Annotated in this window: 17 protein-coding genes; 7 read left to right on the forward strand and 10 right to left on the reverse strand. The window is 67.8% G+C overall.

Features of this window, described 5'->3' with window-relative positions; translation table 11 throughout:
* On the forward strand, positions 1 to 825 hold the full coding sequence (locus tag AB0L64_RS05440; RefSeq protein ID WP_363707951.1) for an SAM-dependent methyltransferase: 825 nt from the start codon (positions 1 to 3) through the stop codon (positions 823 to 825).
* On the opposite strand, the gene AB0L64_RS05445 is transcribed toward AB0L64_RS05440, so the two are convergent.
* Complete coding sequence (locus AB0L64_RS05445; protein ID WP_363707953.1) at positions 815 to 3,460, reverse strand: GNAT family N-acetyltransferase; 2,646 nt, start codon at positions 3,458 to 3,460, stop codon at positions 815 to 817. The genes AB0L64_RS05440 and AB0L64_RS05445 overlap by 11 nt on opposite strands.
* 77 nt (positions 3,461 to 3,537) lie before the next feature.
* Between AB0L64_RS05445 and AB0L64_RS05450 the strand changes: the two genes are divergently transcribed.
* Both AB0L64_RS05450 and AB0L64_RS05455 read left to right on the forward strand, forming a co-directional pair.
* Positions 3,538 to 4,242 carry a siderophore-interacting protein gene (locus AB0L64_RS05450; protein WP_363707955.1) on the forward strand — a complete coding sequence of 235 codons (705 nt, stop codon included), beginning with the start codon at positions 3,538 to 3,540 and terminating at the stop codon, positions 4,240 to 4,242.
* A gap of 10 nt (positions 4,243 to 4,252) precedes the next feature.
* Positions 4,253 to 4,702: a GNAT family N-acetyltransferase gene (locus tag AB0L64_RS05455; RefSeq protein WP_363707957.1), complete on the forward strand. Its 450-nt coding sequence runs from the start codon at positions 4,253 to 4,255 to the stop codon at positions 4,700 to 4,702.
* On the opposite strand, the gene AB0L64_RS05460 is transcribed toward AB0L64_RS05455, so the two are convergent.
* The 5 genes from AB0L64_RS05460 to AB0L64_RS05480 form a co-directional block, all read right to left on the reverse strand.
* Complete coding sequence (locus tag AB0L64_RS05460; RefSeq protein ID WP_363707959.1) at positions 4,677 to 5,303, reverse strand: TMEM175 family protein; 627 nt, start codon at positions 5,301 to 5,303, stop codon at positions 4,677 to 4,679. The genes AB0L64_RS05455 and AB0L64_RS05460 overlap by 26 nt on opposite strands.
* Before the next feature lie 24 nt (positions 5,304 to 5,327).
* Positions 5,328 to 6,830: an alpha-N-arabinofuranosidase gene (locus AB0L64_RS05465; protein ID WP_363707961.1), complete on the reverse strand. Its 1,503-nt coding sequence runs from the start codon at positions 6,828 to 6,830 to the stop codon at positions 5,328 to 5,330.
* A gap of 72 nt (positions 6,831 to 6,902) precedes the next feature.
* The gene (locus tag AB0L64_RS05470; RefSeq protein ID WP_363707963.1) at positions 6,903 to 7,772 is read right to left on the reverse strand and encodes a carbohydrate ABC transporter permease; all 870 of its coding nucleotides are present in this window, start codon (positions 7,770 to 7,772) and stop codon (positions 6,903 to 6,905) included.
* The gene (locus AB0L64_RS05475) at positions 7,769 to 8,710 is read right to left on the reverse strand and encodes a sugar ABC transporter permease (RefSeq protein WP_363707965.1); all 942 of its coding nucleotides are present in this window, start codon (positions 8,708 to 8,710) and stop codon (positions 7,769 to 7,771) included. The genes AB0L64_RS05470 and AB0L64_RS05475 overlap by 4 nt, the downstream gene beginning before the upstream one ends.
* 11 nt (positions 8,711 to 8,721) lie before the next feature.
* Complete coding sequence (locus AB0L64_RS05480) at positions 8,722 to 10,011, reverse strand: extracellular solute-binding protein (protein ID WP_363707967.1); 1,290 nt, start codon at positions 10,009 to 10,011, stop codon at positions 8,722 to 8,724.
* A 235-nt stretch (positions 10,012 to 10,246) separates the two neighbouring features.
* Here AB0L64_RS05480 and AB0L64_RS05485 point away from each other — a divergent pair, with 235 nt between their 5' ends.
* Together AB0L64_RS05485 and AB0L64_RS05490 are read left to right on the forward strand one after the other, a co-directional pair.
* A complete protein-coding gene (locus AB0L64_RS05485) occupies positions 10,247 to 10,915 on the forward strand; it encodes a hypothetical protein (RefSeq protein ID WP_363707969.1) in 669 nt (222 codons plus the stop codon).
* Positions 10,912 to 11,559 (forward strand): hypothetical protein, encoded by a 648-nt coding sequence (locus tag AB0L64_RS05490; protein WP_363707971.1) that lies wholly within the window; start codon positions 10,912 to 10,914, stop codon positions 11,557 to 11,559. The genes AB0L64_RS05485 and AB0L64_RS05490 overlap by 4 nt, the downstream gene beginning before the upstream one ends.
* A 9-nt stretch (positions 11,560 to 11,568) precedes the next feature.
* Here AB0L64_RS05490 and AB0L64_RS05495 read toward each other — a convergent pair whose 3' ends face one another.
* Together AB0L64_RS05495 and AB0L64_RS05500 are read right to left on the reverse strand one after the other, a co-directional pair.
* Entirely contained in the window at positions 11,569 to 11,904 is a 336-nt protein-coding gene (locus AB0L64_RS05495; protein ID WP_363707972.1) for a hypothetical protein, read from the reverse strand.
* 37 nt (positions 11,905 to 11,941) lie between these two features.
* A complete protein-coding gene (locus AB0L64_RS05500) occupies positions 11,942 to 12,316 on the reverse strand; it encodes a DUF4258 domain-containing protein (RefSeq protein WP_363707974.1) in 375 nt (124 codons plus the stop codon).
* 161 nt (positions 12,317 to 12,477) lie between these two features.
* Here AB0L64_RS05500 and AB0L64_RS05505 point away from each other — a divergent pair, with 161 nt between their 5' ends.
* On the forward strand, positions 12,478 to 14,271 hold the full coding sequence (locus AB0L64_RS05505) for an ROK family protein (RefSeq protein ID WP_363707976.1): 1,794 nt from the start codon (positions 12,478 to 12,480) through the stop codon (positions 14,269 to 14,271).
* A gap of 21 nt (positions 14,272 to 14,292) precedes the next feature.
* Here AB0L64_RS05505 and AB0L64_RS05510 read toward each other — a convergent pair whose 3' ends face one another.
* Positions 14,293 to 15,303, reverse strand: coding sequence for a LacI family DNA-binding transcriptional regulator (locus AB0L64_RS05510; RefSeq protein WP_363707978.1), 1,011 nt, complete (start codon positions 15,301 to 15,303; stop codon positions 14,293 to 14,295).
* A 50-nt stretch (positions 15,304 to 15,353) separates the two neighbouring features.
* Complete coding sequence (locus AB0L64_RS05515; protein WP_355699855.1) at positions 15,354 to 15,548, reverse strand: hypothetical protein; 195 nt, start codon at positions 15,546 to 15,548, stop codon at positions 15,354 to 15,356.
* 129 nt (positions 15,549 to 15,677) lie between these two features.
* Here AB0L64_RS05515 and AB0L64_RS05520 point away from each other — a divergent pair, with 129 nt between their 5' ends.
* The gene (locus tag AB0L64_RS05520) at positions 15,678 to 16,787 is read left to right on the forward strand and encodes a peptidoglycan-binding protein (RefSeq protein ID WP_363707980.1); all 1,110 of its coding nucleotides are present in this window, start codon (positions 15,678 to 15,680) and stop codon (positions 16,785 to 16,787) included.
* Positions 16,788 to 16,993: the final 206 nt, after the last annotated feature.

Raw genomic sequence — 16,993 nt, forward strand, 5'->3', positions numbered from 1 at the left:
ATGGCCGACGCAGACGACCAGGTGACGCGGAGCGCGCCGTTCCCGGGCTTCGACACGACCAAACCGAGTATCGCCCGGACGTACGACTACCTGCTCGGCGGCAAGGACAACTTCGCGGTGGACCGCGCGTTCGGCGACCGGTTCATCAACGAACTTCCCGGCTCCCGGGTGATCGCGTACGACAACCGCGGCGCGCTGATCCGCGCGGTCCGCGAGATCGTCACCACGACGCCGGTCCGCCAGTTCATCGACCTCGGCAGCGGGCTGCCGACCGCCGACAACGTGCACCAGGTCGCCCAGCGGTACGAGCCGGACGCGAAGGTGGTGTACGTCGACAACGACCCGATCGTGCTCGCGCACGGCCGCGCGCTGCTCGCCGAGAACGACAACACCACGGTCATCCAAGCCGACCTGCGGGAGCCGAAGGCGATCCTCGAGCACCCGGACACGGTGCGCCTGATCGACTTCTCCGAGCCGGTCGGCGTGATCTTCAGCGCCACCCTGCACCACGTGAACGACGACGAGGACCCGGCCGGCATCGTCCGCTTCTGGAAGGACCGGATCGCCTCCGGCAGCCACCTCTTCATCAGCCACTTCCGCAGCGAGAACGACCCCCGCAGTCAGGAGCTCGAGCAGGTCCTGCAAGGCTCGCTCGGCCGCGGCCGCTGGCGCACCGACGACCAGATCCTCGCCCTCTTCGGCGACGACTTCACCGTGCTCGCCCCCGGCCTGGTTCCCGCCTGCCAATGGCGCAACCCCAACGAGCCCGACGACCTCACGGACTACCAGCGCCTGATCGCCGCCGTCCTCGCCGTCAAGGACTGACCTGTTCCCTGGCGAGGAACGCGAACTGGGCGGTCTTGGTCGAGCCGTCCGGCTGGACGATCTTCGCCTCCGTGCCGAGGGTGAAGCCGCTGCGGTGGAACCGCTCGATCGCGCGGGTGTTGCGGATGTCGGGTTCGACCACGATCCGCGGGTGTCCCAGGTGCTCGAAGACGAAGCGGGCGAGCGTGCCGACCAGCTGACCGGTGAATCCGGCGCGGGCGTCCCCGGGCGCGATCAGCAGATGGACGCCGAGATCACCGGGCTCGACGGCGTACGCCGCGCCGGCAGGATCCGCCTGCGGGTCGTACGTCTGCAGCAACGCGACCGGTACGCCGTCCAGCCGGACGACGTACACGTGATGCGTCGGCACCGAGTCCAGGAAGCGGTACGTCGCCTCGATCTCGTCGCGCGACAGCGCGCCCATACCCCAGTACGTCGCCCGCTCGGCCGTCACCCACCCGTGGATGAGGTCCAGATCGCGCGCCGGATCCGCCTCCTCGATCCGCACCGTCCCGAACCCGTCGACGGCCGCCGAGTACGTGCGATCCTCCCGGACCGCCGGACCCACCGCGGGGACCAGCGCACCGCGCAACCACGACGCCAGCTGGTCGTGGTGGTGCGGATCGCCGAGGACGCCGGACGCGCCGAGCGGCACGATCCACCGGCTGGCGGAGCGATCGGCGAGGTCCCATGCGTACCGGGCGGCGGAGGCGCGGATGCAGACGTCCGTCAGCCCGGGCAGGCTCGACGTCGACATCACGCAATGGTGGTCGCCGGACAGGCCCAGGTCCAGAGGCATCTCGTTCGCCGCGAACACCGGACCGCGCAACGCGTGCAGCGGTGCGAGCTGATGCGTCTCGGCCCACGGCGGGCGCGGGCTGTTGGCGGCGACCTCTTCCAGTGCCTCGCGGGCCAGCCAGCGCACGTCGACGTTCGGCAGCAGGTCGGTGGTGAGGAGATTCTCGAGCGCGTACGAGACGTGGGTGAGCGGGTCCATCCACGGCGTGAAGACCGCGGCGACGTCGGCGTTCTCGAGCATTGTGAAGTGGTCGGTGAGACGGGAGACGAGCGCCTTGCGGACCGCGGCGTACGACGAGGCCGTCGTGCTCGTGGCGTCCATCCGGCGGTCCCACGCGAACAGTTCGGTGCGGAGGGCAACTGCTTGCGGGGACAGGTCGCCGAGACCGGTCAGCAGGTCGAGCAGGGAGCCGGCCGAGCCCAGGTATGTGTCCTGGTGGATGCCCGGCATGCCGTCGACCGTCCAGTCGTCGCGGGCCTCCACGAGGTCGCGGATCCGGTCGGCGCGGTGCGGCGCGGCGAACTCGACCCCGAACGGCGTCGCGAGCCCGCGGGCGTTCGCCATCACCGCCGGCCCGTCCACCGCCGCCCGCGCCATCTCGTGCCAGCCGTCCCAGCCGTACGTCGCATCCCAGGCCGGCACGACCCGCAACATGTTCGCCGGCTCGCGCCGCGGCACCACACCGGCGGTGCGATGCAGCAGCCCACCCGCGGTGTCGGCCGCCAGCACGACGTTGACCGGCTCGACCCACTCGTCGAAAGCGGCGTCCACATCACCCACGCTGGTTGCCCGCAGCAACCGACGCATCACCTGGAACCCGAGCCGTCCGGTGACCCGGGGCGGGTAGCGCAGCGAGACCGATGCAGTGCCTTCCGGGCCTTCCGGGCCTTCCGGGCCTTCCGGGCCTTCCGGGCCTCCCGGGCCGTGCGTGATGATCGGACCGCGGTCGGTCTCGATCACCTCGACCTCGACGGGCGCTGCACCGGCGACCTCCACCACCTCGGCGTGGAAGGACGCCGGTCGCCAGCCGTCCGGCCCCAAGGCCTCCACCCCTGACCCGGTCCGGCGCAGTTGTTCGGCGTACAGGTCCTGGTAGTCGGCCATGGCGTTGGTGATGGACCAGGCGACCGACCCGGTGTGGCCGAAGTGTGCGAGCCCCGGGATGCCGGGAACGGCGAGCCCGAGGACGTCGTACTCCGGGCAGGTCAGCCGGACCTGCTGGTACACGCCGGGGTTCTCGATGAAGCGATGCGGATCACCCGCCACGATCGCCTGACCGCTCGCGGTGTGCGACCCCGGGATCAGCCACCCGTTGCTGCCGGCCCCGTGCGGTCCCTCCGACGAGAACAGCTCCAGGGACGCTTCCCCGAGCTGGGCCGCGACATGAGTGCGCCACAGCTTGGAAGGGAAGCCGGCGAACAGGATGTGCACCGCCAGCCAGATCCCCAGCGGCGTCCATGGCTCCCACTCCTGCAGCGTCAGCCCGGTCTCCGCGAACTCAGGCGCGCGTGCCGCCCCGCCCGGCAGCCCGTGGTTCACGCCCTCGACGTACGCCGTGACCCACTCGCGCGTTTCGTCGTCGAGCGACTCGAAGCACCGCCGCGCCGTGTCGGCGAGCCGCGCCTGGCGGGCGAACACGTCCCACGCCGCCGCCTCGGCCCCGAGGAACGCGGCGCTCGTCCCGAGGTACCGCCGCCGCTCCAGCTCGATCTGCCAGGCCCGGTCCCGCGCGGCGTTCACGCCTTGCAGGTAGACCAACGCGAGCGGATCCCCGGCCTGCAGGTGCGGCACGCCGTACGTGTCCCGGAACACCCTCGCGTTCACAGCAGCCCCCACTTCAATTAGGTTAGGCTGCGCTAACTTACTCGGCAGCAATCGGTTCAGACAACCGCAATTCTCGCTGGAGGTCCATCGTGAGGCATGGCTGGGAAGGCGTGGTGCTCAAGCTGTTCCGGGCGAAGGACTTCACCTTCACCGTGACCGGCGCCGAGCAGGTCACCGAGCGGTACCGCCGGGTGCACTTCACCGACGGCGGTCTGCTGCGCGCGCTGGGCGTGCACCCGACGATGTGGGTGCGGCTGTGGTTCGACAAAGCCGGCAAGCCGCACCAGCGCGCGTACACGCTCGTCGACCCGGACGTCGAGGCCGGCACCTTCAGCCTGGAGTTCGCGCTGCACGACGGCTGCGCGAGCGACTGGTCGCGCAGAGCCGAGCCCGGCGACACGATCGAGGCGACAGTGCAGGGGACCGGCTTCGAGGCGCCGGATCCGCTGCCGCCGCGGATGCTGGTGGTCGGCGATCCGGCGTCGCTGCCGGCGATCAACTCGCTGCTCGCGGTCGCCCCGCAGCTGCCGGCCACGATCTGGTTCGAGACCACCCACGACGCCGACCACGAGCTGCCGTTCCGCGTCGAGGACCACCACGACCTCCGGGCCGTCCCGCGGCCGCAGCTGGTCGAGCAGGTTAAGGCCGGCCTCCAGGAGCTCGTCACGCCGGACACCTACGTGTGGATCGCGTGCGACACCGTCACCACCCGGGCGCTGACGTCGTACGTCGTGAAGGACCTCGCCGTCCCGAAGCACCGGGTGAAATCCCTCGGCTACTGGAAGGCCGCGTAACCTGGCGGCTGTGATCACGCCGCTCGACGTCACCGACCGCACGCTCGCCGAGCGACTGCTCACGATCCAGCACGCCGCGTACGCCGTGGAGGCCGAGCTGATCGGCTTCGACGGCATCCCGCCGCTCCGCGAGGACCTCGACGGCCTGATGTCGTCGACCGAACACTGGCTCGGGCGGTACGACGGAAACACGCTGGTCGGGGCGGTCGCTTACGAGACCTCGGCGGACACCGTGGAGATCGACCGCCTGATCGTCGATCCCGCGCACGCCCGCCGCGGACACGGCCGAGCCCTCCTGGATCACCTCGACCGGATCGAACCACGCGCGGTCAGCCTGGTGTCGACGGGCTCGGCCAACATCCCCGCCGTCAACCTCTACACGTCGCGCGGCTACGCCACGGTCGGCGAAGTAGAGGTTGCTCCCGGCATCTACATCACGCAGTTCCGCCGCGCGTCCTGACCTGCTCGAACCCGTAGTACAGCGCCAGCAGGAACACGATCAGCAGGGTCACCTGGGCGGACACGAACGAGATGCCGATGCAGGCTCCGTAGACGACCGTGCCCATCGAGTAGCGCAGCAGCGACTTGCGGACCTCCGCCTTGGACATGTCGTGGTCGACCAGGTGGTTGCGCAGGACGTGCCACCAGATCAGGCTGAACGCGATCGCCGCCAGCGTCAGGTTCGCGCTGTAGACGGCGGCCGCGACGTGCGCGTTGCTCGACTCGTCCTCGAGATGCTCCGCGAACAGGCTGGTCGGGAACGGCAGCAGCGTCGCCCACAGCAGCAGGAGCAGGTTGAGGAACATCAGCCCGCGGTCCGCGCGCCGGATCTGGCGGAACATCGAGTGGTGGTTGACCCACATGATGCCGAGGATCGCGAAGCTGGTCAGGTACGCCGCGAACTGCGGCCATTCGTGCAGCAGCGCCGGCCACAACCGCTCACCCTCCTCGAGCTCGGGACTGTGCAGTTCGAGGACGAGGAGGGTGATCGCGATCGCGAAGACGCCGTCACTGAAGGCTTCGAGACGGGTCGTCTCGGCAAGATCGGACTGTGTGCTCACGGCCCACAGTCTGAGGCCCGAGGTTCAGTTCGTCGACAAAGAAAGCGCTGTCCAGCTGATCGCCGGTAGCGTAATCGTCAGCTTGCCGTCGGCGAGCCGGGCGGACTCGAACGGCTGGGCCGTCACGCGGTCGGGGTGCGCCGCCGAGTTGGTCGCGAGCGGGTCGTCATCGTGGACGATGACGGCCTCGTCGAGCGAGGTGACGCCCGCCCGGGTGAGGTCGACGGTGACCTCGACGGGGCCCTCGGACGAGCGGTTCACCGCGAACAGCGCGATCTGGCCGTCGTCGTAGGTCGCGACCGCGTCGACCGCGGGCACGTCGCCGTACTTCGCCGTCGACACCAGCGGCGAGTCGGTCTCGATCCGGAGCACCTGCCCGGCCGCGAGCCGCGAGGTGATCGCGAACGGGTGGAACGTGGGCTGCCGCCAGGCCGCGCCGCCGGGCTCGGTCATGATCGGCGCGATCACGTTCGCGAGCTGCGCAAGGCACGCCACCCCGACCCGGTCGCTGTGCCGCAGCAGCGAGATCAGCAGGTTGCCGAGCACCACCGCGTCGGTGACGTTGTACTCGTCCTCGATCCGCCGCGGCGCCACCTCCCACGCCTCGCCCGGTCCGTCGGTGCGGCGGGAGCGGTCGCCGTACCAGACGTTCCATTCGTCGAAGGAGATGCCGATCTTCTTGCTGCTCTTGAGTTCCGCTCCGACGTGGTCCGCGGTCGCCACCACGGAATCGATGAAGTGGTCCATGTTCACCGCGGACGCCAGGAACGACGCGGTGTCGCCGTCGTCGTTGCCGTAGTACGCGTGGCAGGAGATGTACTCGACGAACTCGTACGTCTCCCGCAGCACGTCGCGCTCCCAGGTGCCGAACAGCGGCATCCGCGACGACGACGAGCCGCAGGCGACGAGCTCGAGGTCCTTGTCGATCATCCGCATCGCCCGCGCGGTCTCCGCCGCGAGCCGTCCGTACTCCGTCGGCGTCTTGTGCCCGACCTGCCACGGGCCGTCGAGCTCGTTACCGAGGCACCAGAGCTTGATCCCGTACGGCGCCGCGCCGTGCTGCTCGCGCAGATCGGACAGCGCCGTACCGCCGGGGTGGTTCGCGTACTCGAGCAGGTCGAGCGCCTCCTGGACGCCGCGGGTCCCGAGGTTGATCGCCATCATCGGCTCGACGCCGGCCTTGGCGCACCAGCGGCTGAACTCGTCCAGACCGAACTCGTTGGTCTCGACGCTGTGCCAGGCGAGGTCGAGCCGCCGCGGCCGCTCCGCGCGCGGACCGACGCTGTCCTCCCAGCGGAAACCGGAAACGAAGTTTCCGCCGGGATAGCGGACCACGGAAACTCCGAGCTCGCGGGTCAGTTCCAGGACGTCCTTGCGGAAACCGTCCTCGTCCGCGGTCGCGTGGCCGGGCTCGTAGATGCCGGTGTAGACACACCGGCCCATGTGCTCGACGAAGGTTCCGAAGGTCCGGCGGTTCACGGGCGCGATCGTGAACGCGGGATCGATGGTGAGATGGGCAGTGGGCACCAGGTGGCTCCTGTCGTGGTGATTCGATATGACCGGGGCGGTGGGGTGGGAGATGCAAGGGCAGAGCAGCGGCTAGCCCTTGATCCCCGCGTCGCCGACACCGCGGACGACGTGGCGCTGGAACAGGGCGTAGACGATCAGCAGAGGAAGACCGCCCAGGACGGCCGAGGCCATGATCTGGGCGTAGCGCAGGCCGTACGAGCCCTGCACGTTGGCGAGGCCGACCGGGATCGTCATCATTGACGGGTCGGTGGTCACGATGAAGGGCCAGAGGAAGTTGTTCCAGGCCCCGATGAACGTGAAGATGCCGACCGCGACCAGGATCGGCCGCGACATCGGGACCATCACGCTCCAGACGATCCGCCACCGGGACGCGCCGTCGACCCGGGCGGCGTCCTCGTAGTCGCGGGAGATGCCGTCGAAGAACTTCTTCAGCACGAACACCATCACCGGCGCCACCACCTGCGGCAGCACGATGCCCCAGTAGGTGTCGACCAGGCCGAGGCCGGTCATCTCCTGGAACAGCGGCACGATCAGCACCTGCGGCGGCACCAGGATGCCGGCGATGATCAGCCCGAACAGCACCCGCCGCCCGGGGAACGTGGTCCGCGAGAAGCCGTACGCCGCGAGCACCGAGACGACCAGCGTCAACGCGGTCACGAGCACCGAGACGACCGTACTGTTCAGGAACCAGCGGATCAGGTCGCCCTGCTCGATCACGCTCCGGTAGGCGCCGGTGGTAGGTGCCTCCGGCAACCAGGTGATCGGCGCCCGGGTCGTCTCCGGCTCGGGCTTCAACGACGTGTCGAGCGCCCAGAGCAACGGAACCAGCCAGACCGCGGCGAGAATCACCGCACCGACGGCGCTCGCGGCCTTCGGGAAGGTCCATTGCTGCCTGCGGCGCGGCGTTCTGGTTGCTACTGGCAACGTTGCGGTCGTCATGCTTCCTCCCCCCGGCCGGAGAACAGTTTGAACTGCGCCACCGCGACGATCACGATGACCGCGAAGAACAGGTACGAGATCGCGGACGCGTAGCCGATCCGGTAGCTGGTGAAGCCGGACTCGTAGATGTACTGGATGATCGGCCGGGTCGCATAGTTCGGTCCGCCGTTGGTCATCAGGTAGATCTGGTCGAAGATCTTCAGCGACGCCACGAGCTGCAGGACGATGATCAGGCCGGTGGTCCGGCCGAGCAACGGCAGCGTGATCCGGAACAGTTGCTGCCGCCCGTTCGCCCCGTCGATCGCGGCCGCCTCGTAGACCTGCGCGGGAATCCCTTGCAGCGCGGCCAGGTACAGCAGAAAGTTGAATCCGACCGTCCACCAGACGGTCGTGATCACCACCGCGAGCATCGCCCGGTTCTCGGTGTTCAGCCAGTCGATCTCGGCGAAGCCGCCGGCCGTCAGCAGGCCGTTCACCAGGCCGAACCCGGGCTGGTAGATCCACACCCAGATCAGCGTCACGACCGTGGCGGGCAGCACGAACGGAGCGAAGTACGCGAAGCGCAGCAGCCAGCCCAGCACGCCGCGCCGGTTGGCCAGCAGGGCCATGACGAGCGCGATGATCACCAGCGGCGGCGTGCTCATCGCGGTGAAGACGAGGGTGTTCTTCAGCGACGACCAGACGGCGGGGTCACCGAACAGGTCCCGCCAGTTCTGCAGGCCGAGGAATTCGTGCTTGACGCCGGCCAGACTGGTGTTGAAGAAGCTGTTCCACAGACCGGAAACGATCGGCCAGAGCATGAACAGCGCGAACAGCAGCAGGAACGGCGCGACGAAGAACAGCCCGCCCCAGCGTTCCTTCCACGGCTGCCCGGTCTCCGGTTTCGCCGCGCCCGGCGGCGTACCGGTGGTGAGGCGCGAGGGTGTCTCTACGGCCATGACCGACCTCCTTAGACCGGTGACGGGGTGTCGAGGAGCTTCTGGGTTGCGGCCTTGAACTGCGCGAGCGCGGCCTTCGGCGTCGCCTGACCGGAGAACACGCCGCTGAACGCCGCGGCGGCCTCGTTCTGCAGTTGCGCACCGGACCCGCTGAACCACGCGTCCGGGTCGAACAGCACGTCCGGCGCCACGCTGCGGTACTCCGCCTGCGGCTTGAGGTCCAGGTAGTCCTGGCTCTTCGCCACCGGCTGGTACGCCGGGATGTGACCGCCGGCCGCCCAGTCGGCGCTGTGCTTGAGCATCCAGGCGACGTACTCGACGGTCGCCTTGGTGTCGGCCTTGTTCCGGTTGCTCTGGTGCGGCAGCACGAACGTATGCGCGTCACCGGCGAACTTCGGCACGTCGTACACGACCGGGAACGGCGCCATGCTGAACGGCATCTTGGCGGTCTGGTACGTCGTCACCTCCCATTCACCGTTGAAGCTCAGCCCGGCGTCGCCGTTGCTGAACTGGGCGACCAGGGCCGAGTAGTTGGACGACCGTGGCGTGAGACCGTCGGCGGCGAGTTTCGCCATCAGGCTCAGGGCTTCCAGCGCCTTGGCGTCGTCGAGGATCAGCCGGGTGCCGGTGTCGTCGAAGAACTTGCCCTCGAGCTGCCCGTACAACGTCCACCACAGCCGCCACGGGTTCGTGGTCTCGACCGACGCGGCGAACTTGCCGGTCACGTCCTTGACCGCCTTCAGCATCTCGAGGAACGCGTCGACGCCCTTGACGGTCTTGATGCGGCCGTCTGCCTCGAGCAGCCCGGCCTTCTGGCAGATCTCGGTGTTGTAGTAGAGCACGAACGGGTGCGTGTCGAGCGGTACGGCGTACAGCTTGCCGTCCACGACCGCGCGGTCCCACGACGTCGGCAGGAAGTCGGACTCGGTGACACCCGCGTCGGCGAGCAGCTCCACCGGGATCGGGTCGAGCATCGTGGTCGGGCTGAAACCCTTGAGCCGCGACAGGTGCAGCGTCGCCACCTCGGGCGCCCGGCCGCCGGCCGCGGACATTGCGAGTTTCGTGTAGAACGGCGGGCCCCAGGCGAGGGTGTGGGCCTCGAACGCGACGTCCGGGTGCTCGGCGACGTACTGCTGGTGGATCTGCAGCAGGCGGGCACCGTCGCCGCCGCCGAACAGGTTCCACTCGCGGACCTTGGGTTTGCCGCGGAGCGTGCCGCAACCGGTCAGAGCGAGGGCGCCGAGCAGGCCACCAAGTACTGCTCGACGCCCGGGACGGAAGGGAGGGGAGTCTGGGCGCATCTGTCCTCCAGGCGGAGTGGAGCACGGATCTACACCGATGTACTACATCGGTGTAGAGATCATGCCTGGACCTCTCGGCTTCGTCAACGGGTCGGCGGTTCGGTCGCTTTCGGTGAGTGCAGTCCGGACGCACAGAGGTTGGTGGAGGTGGTGGCGACGGTTGTCGACGAGCGTAGACAACCGTCGACAGGCTGGTTATGCTCGTCAGGCCGCCCAGTTCTGGAGAGGAGGAGCCGTGAAGACCATCAAGATTCGCGACCTGCGGGGATCCGTGCTCGAGCAGCACGCGCGAAACGGCCAGCTGGTCGGACTCACCCGTAACCGTGCCCTGATCGCGGTGGTGATCCCCGCAGGCCAAGCCTGGGTGGAGCATCTCGTCGACCGCAACTGGTCCCAGGTCACGAAGGACGTCGCCGAGGGTGAGGCGGAGATGGTCGGTCAGGCCCCGCTCTCGACCCTTGAGGGCACCGTTTCCAGTGCTGACGGAACGGGTCGTGACGAGTACAGGTCCCAAACGCGGACCGGGCATCCGACAGATCGACTGGCCGAGGACGTCGGTCCACCGACCGCCGCAATGCTGCGGCACCTTGGCGCCCAGCTCGGCGCTGCCTCGCCGGACGGGCGGCAGATGACCAGGTCGAGCACCATCCGGGTAGGGGACCTGTCTGCCCGCCGAATCGACGCAGCCGGTGTCGCCGGCGAGCTTCTTGTCCTGACCAATGGCGGTCTTCAGGTCGGCATCGTCGTGCCGGTCTCGCAGAGGTTCGTCGAGTTCCTGGTCACCCAGAATCTCTCGCGGATCATGTACGACGCGCAGCGCGCGGAGCTGCGGTCGCTGCCGCCGGAGCAGTTGGGTCCGCTCGACGACGACCCGTCGACGACAGAGTCGTCGATCCGTCGGTGAAGGAGATCCCGGTGCCGGTGAAAGAGCAGGCTTCGACCGTGCCGGCAGTGACCTTCGCGGCAGCGACCGAGACGTTGCGGTCGACCGCCAGGTGGTTACTCACGGCGGCAGCCGGCCTCGGTGGACTTCTGGTTGCCGGGCTGCAGCTCACCAGCCTTGGTTCGCTGAGCCTCACCGCCTGGCGGTTGTGGGTAAGCGTCGGCGGTGTGCTGCTCGCTGTGTGCGGCGTCGCGTACCTCATCATGCGGACGAGCCAGATCTTGACGAACGAGTGGATCACGCTCGCCCAGTTGAGCGTCGACGACTTCCAGGCGCAGCTGGAAGGTGCGGCCTCGAGCAGCGCGCTGCTTCAGGAGATCGAGGTCTACAAGCATGAGCTCTATGCTCAGGTCGCCGAGAGCGTTCAGCAGCTCTATCGGCGGTTGATTCAGGCTAACGAACTGGTCCGGGAAGCCGTGGTCGACGAGGCCGACCTCCGGCGGGCGGCCGAGTTGCGTGCGGCCGCGGAGAATGTCGTCCACTATGCCAACTACTACGAGACTCGTATCAGGTTCAAGGCCTTGGGGCGGCAATTCGGGTATGCGGCGGCAGTCATCGTGGTCGGCGTCCTGTTGTTCGCGTATGCGGCCAATCCGGCGGGCTGACGGTTCCCGTCAGCGAGTTTGGAAGCCGGACTCCGGTGTCAGCAGGCTGATGACCAGGTAACCCGACCGGGCGACCTTCCGGTCCTGCTCGTGCCGCAGTCGTTCGAGTTCCTGCTCGGTGAGCGGTCGGCAGACCGCGACGATCCCGCCGAGGTGGAGAGGGACTGCGTAGTAGCGCCGGCCTCCGTCCCATAACTCGAAGTGGTAGGCGCTCCGGCTGTTCGGGCCGTCGAGCGGCAGGTCTTCCCGGAGGCAGTCGGCCAGCGCCGCACGCTCGGACTGACTCCCGAGCGCGAGTACGAACAGCTTCGCTGCCGGACTGAGGACGATCTCGTAGTGGATCATGGACTCTCGCCTACCTCCTGATCGGACCGGCGAACCGTCATTGGGCACCCCAGCGTCGACTGTGGCCGGACCACGAGCGCCGTGGACTGCGATCACGTCGCTTGCAGGGGTCACGGCGGTAGCCCCGCAGCCCTTCGTCGCGGCCGCGCCAGCGCTGAGGGGTCACCCCGCGGGGAAGGACGGTCAGAATCGTGGTCATCGTTCGATTGAGCACCACGGCCACTCCGTTGGTGCCGAAGATCGTGATGCTCCGGGCGTCAACGATTTGGGCGTTCGCGGTCTCGGTCAGGGTGGCAACGACCTCAGCGTCGTCGATCTGTCGCTCGGTCATCCGGACGCGTGCGTGCTTCGTGAGCTTCAATCCACCGACCATGGCGCTCGCTCGGTAGTCCAGTGTCGAAGTGGTATCCATGTAACGAGGTTCCTTCTACAAGATAGACTTTGTCAAGAAGATAACCCTCTGTACGAGCTTTAAGCTTAGTTTTTTCTCAGGTTCAAGCACCTATTCACCTCTTCTGCTAGGCGGTAGTAGGATCTGCCTGACTATTGCTGAGGCGAAGAGAGTTGAGGGCGATGGTGACGTCAGGGCATATCGGGTTCGAGGAGCACCTGAGCAAGGTGGTCCCTTCGGATCCGAAGCCGTCCGAGAAGGTCAGCCAGCAGGTGCTGGGGGCCGTGCTGCAGGAGCTTGCGATCGCGGCTCCTGACGGCTGTCTGCGCAGCGACCTGCTCAGGCGGGTCGGCCCGGGAGACGGATCGACATACTCGGCTGCCACGCTGTCGAAGGCGCTGGCCGCTCTCGAAAAGGCCCACCTGATCTCGAAGCGGGCTGTGTACACCGGGCCGAGCAGTGGTGGTCGTCCACCCGAGCGCTACATGCTCGGGAGCCATCTGTGGGCCATGGTCGGTGTGCACATCTCGATCAGCCATAACCGCCTGCACACGGTGACCTGCACAATTCGGGACCTCAGCGCGCGGCTGATCCAGTCACAGAGCCGGACTCTCGCCGAGGACAAGGACTGGGCTCAGATCGCCGAGCAGGTCGGCGACTTCGCCAAGCAGATGACGATGCAATGGCAGGACGGGCGATCCGACGCCCGGATCCTCGGGGTGGGAGTGGAGGTGCCTGGTCACGTCCATCGCGGCAAGGTGATGGAGGCACCGCATTCCGGTTGGAAGCAGGCCGCGCCCTTGGCGGACGACATCAGGAAGGCGCTCGGGGGTGGACTGACCGTCGTGCTCGACAACGACGTCAATCTGATCGCCCTGCGTGAGATGTACCGGCCGGACCGGCGAACCCGGGCTGAGGACGGTGCTGTTGTTGCGGTCTTCGACGAGGGCGTCGGCGCCGGACTGATCGTGGGTGGTCACGTGCACCGCGGGCACAGGGGAGCTGCCGGAGAGCCCGGGCACAACGCGGTCTTCGTGGACGCCGGCATCCCTCGACTTCCGGGCGAGGCTTCTGATGCCTCCCGGACGACAGGGACATATCCGACGTTCTCGGATCCCTGCACCTGTGGGAGGTCGCACCACATCGACTGTTACGCCATTCCGGAACGAATCGCCGGCGAGCTGGGCCATCCGCTGACCGAGTTTGCCCGGCTCGCAGGCGAACCGGGCTACGACGGCACGAAGCTCACGCCTGCCGGAAAGGCGTTCTGGACCGCGGGTGCTGCTCTCGGTCACGGGATCGTATCGTTGCTTCACGCCCACAACCCGGGCTGGCTGTTGCTGTTGCTCCCACCCGCGCTCGCCGAGGTCGAGCTGGGGACGACCCCGTTGAGCCGTCAGACGGCTGCGGCCTTGTACAGACAAGCCATCGAAACCGCGATCGACGAGCATGCGTTCTCCTCCACAGGTTTCGACGCCCGCAGAGGAAATCCGCATCTGGAAGTGCGACCGACCGCGGACGATCCTGCCGGTGGTCCGGAGAAGGCGGCCCGCAATGCCGCGGTGCGCGTTCTCGACGATTTCATCGCCCATGCCCTCAAGAAGGACGAGTGCGTTCGCGAGTCATCGGTGGACGCCGGCCCCGCCGCTCCAGTGAGACTTGACGAACGCCAGTTGGCCAAGGAACGCCAGCTCGCACTCACGAAGGAGCTCAGGGAGATCCTCAAGGCTTACGACCCCGAAAGGCTGCTCAGGGCGGAATCTCTCGCTGACCAGTACTACACCGAGGAGCATGGATTGTTACGGCTGGTCATGGACAAGAAGCTGGACAGTCAGTCCGTCCGAGAGCTTTGGAGCAGCAGTTTCAGGCCGTCGAAGCTACTGGTCGACGACAACAAACTGAGTGCGTTCACCAGAGAACTCGTCACACTCCAGGCCCGGTGGAACTCTGGCCGAGTTGCGCCGGTGAACCGTTAGGACAGCGCCGCGCATTTTGATTCAGTTCGCGCCGAGGGTGGATTCGCGGGTGTGGAGCACGTACGGCGAGACGATCTCGCGGTGCTCGGAGACGTCGCCGGCCATCCGCTCGACCAGCAGGTCGACGGCGGTCCGGGCGATGTGCACGCGGTCCGGGTCGACCGTGGTCAGGGTCGGGCTGCTGTAACTGGCCTCGTCGATGTTGTCGAAGCCCGCCACCGCCACGTCGTCCGGGATCCGCACGCCGCGGGCGGCCAGCGCCCGGATCGCGCCGAGCGCGAGAGTGTCGTTGAGGGCGAAGACGGCGTCGAAGTCGTGTCCCAGGGCGAGCAGCTCCGCCACCGCGTCGGCGCCGCTGGACCGGTGCCATTTCCCGCCCGACACCGCCAGTTTCTCGGGGACGGCGACGCCGTACTCCTGCAGTGTCGCGGCGTACGCGCCGTACCGGATCGCCGCGGTGCCGACCAGTTCGCCGGGGCGGATACCGATCACCGCGATCTTGCGCCGGCCCTGGTCGAGCAGATGCCGGACGACGGCCTTCGTACCGTCGATGTTGTCGATCATCACGTGGTCGACCGGTCCGTGGAAGATCCGCTCGCCGAGCAGCACCATCGGCGTGTGCGTGCGCAGTTGGTCGACGTCCTCGGGGCCGAGTCCGAGCGGGCTGTAGAGCAGGCCGTCGACGAGGTGCCCGCGGGGCCGCGCGAGCGCGGTCAGCTCCCGCTCGCGGTCGGCGCCGGTGGTCTCGATCATCACCGTCAGGCCGTGCTCGCCGGCGGCGGCGATCGCGGCGTCGGCGAGCTCCGCGAAGTACGGGTTGCTGAGCTCGGGGACCGCGAGCGCGATCACGCCGGTCCGGCCGGACTTCAGGTTCCGCGCCGAGAGGTTCATCCGGTAGCCGAGGGCATCGATCGCCGCGAGCACCTTGGTCCGGGTCTCCTCGCGGATGTACGGATACCCGTTCATCACGTTCGAGACCGTCTTCGGGGACACGCCCGCCTCGCGCGCGACGTCGCGCATCGTCACCGCCATGGCGTCATCCCCGTCATGGGCAGCCACGGTAGTGCACGGTGCATGGGCGGTCAGTCGGCGGCGGGGGCGTCGTGAGGCGGGCGCCGCGGCGGGTTGGGCTGCGGGCCGGCCGACCGGCTGCCCGGGTGCTCCGGGATGTCGGGCTCGTCGCCGCTCAGCTCGACGCCCTCCTCGCGGAGCGTGTCCTCCACCGCCGGATCCAGCTCGTGACCCGGATGCGGCAGGCCCGGCCTGTCGAAGCTCATGGCGCCCTCCCTGACAGTTGTCGCTGCCACCAGCGTACGGCCTGTTGATTAGTAACCATCGACTGTAATGTATTGGGCGAAAACCTTCATCTTCCGTTCCGCCCCTCGGAGGTTGCGATGGTTCGCCGCGTGAGTTTCGCCTGTCTTGCCTTGGCGCTGGCCGGGATGGCGCTGCTGGTCCCGCTCCGCGATTCCCAGGCCGAGGAGCTGGCCGGCCCGACCGCCGACCAGCTGCGCGCCAGGGCGTCGTGCGAGTCGCAGCTGTCGAACGGGAAGTACGCCCACGACTCCGGCGGTTCGAGAACCGCCGCGGTCTGCCGGTCGGGAGACGCGGTGCACTGGACCGCGGACCTCGACATCGACTGCGACGGGCAGCGGACGACGCAGTGCAACGAGAACACCGATCCGTCGTTCCAGCCGGACACGTCGTGGCACCAGTCCGACGGCAAGCCGTTGAACTCGGCCGGGCTGCCGTTCATCGTCGTACCGCTGCCGAGCTCGATCTGGGACTACCGTACGGCGGGGGTGGGCGGGGCGATCGTTGCCGCGGTCGTGTATCAGGACAAGGTCGCGTACGCCGTTGTCGGCGATCAGGGGCCGACCGGGATCATCGGCGAGGGGTCGTACAAGCTTGCGCAGCAGCTCGGCATCAACCCGAACCCGGCGTCCGGTGGGGTGGATGGTGCGGTCGTGACCTACATCCTCTTCCCGGGTGTCACGTCGGCTCCGATCGAGAACGCGGCCGACGCGGTGAGCAAGGGTGAGGCGGCCGCGAATGCGTTCGTGAATAGCACGCAGACGTGTGCGAGTACCAACCTGGACTTCACGGCGTACCCGACGATCCAGTCCGGCTCGACCGGCGCCGCGGTGAAGGCCGCGCAGTGTCTCCTTGGCGGCACCAACGAACCGTCCGGCGTTTTCGACACCGCGACAACGGACGCCACGAAGGCTTTCCAGACCAAGGTCGGCCTGTCGGCCGACGGCGTAGTCGGCGCGAAGACCTGGACCGCACTACTCGCCGCCGGCACCCAACCCACCCTCCGCCTGAACAGCGCCGGCCCCGACGTCCGCCGCCTCCAACGCACCCTCACCGCAGCCCTGACCCGAACAGTCACCATAGACGGCCAATTCGGCCCCCAGACCGAAACTGCCGCCAAGGACTACCAAACCACTCGCCAACTAGTAGTCGACGGCGTAGTAGGCCCAGTCACCTGGACAGCCCTCCAGTCAGGCAAGTAAGAAGCAAAGAAAAGAGCAGCAAAGAAAGAAGAGAAATTTAGAGTGGTGGCTGGCTTCAGTGGTCGACTGAAGGTCGTCCGCGCGGCGGCAGCGCATCAGAACACAGATCGACGCACCGGCATAGAAGGATTGGCCTTCCAGGTCCTCGAAGGTCGAGGGAAGCTTCCGGGCGTTCGCCGGTGCTCGGCTTGTACCGCAGGTGGTGC

The sequence above is a fragment of the Kribbella sp. NPDC051936 genome (assembly GCF_040680955.1).
In the GTDB taxonomy this organism is placed as follows: domain Bacteria; phylum Actinomycetota; class Actinomycetes; order Propionibacteriales; family Kribbellaceae; genus Kribbella.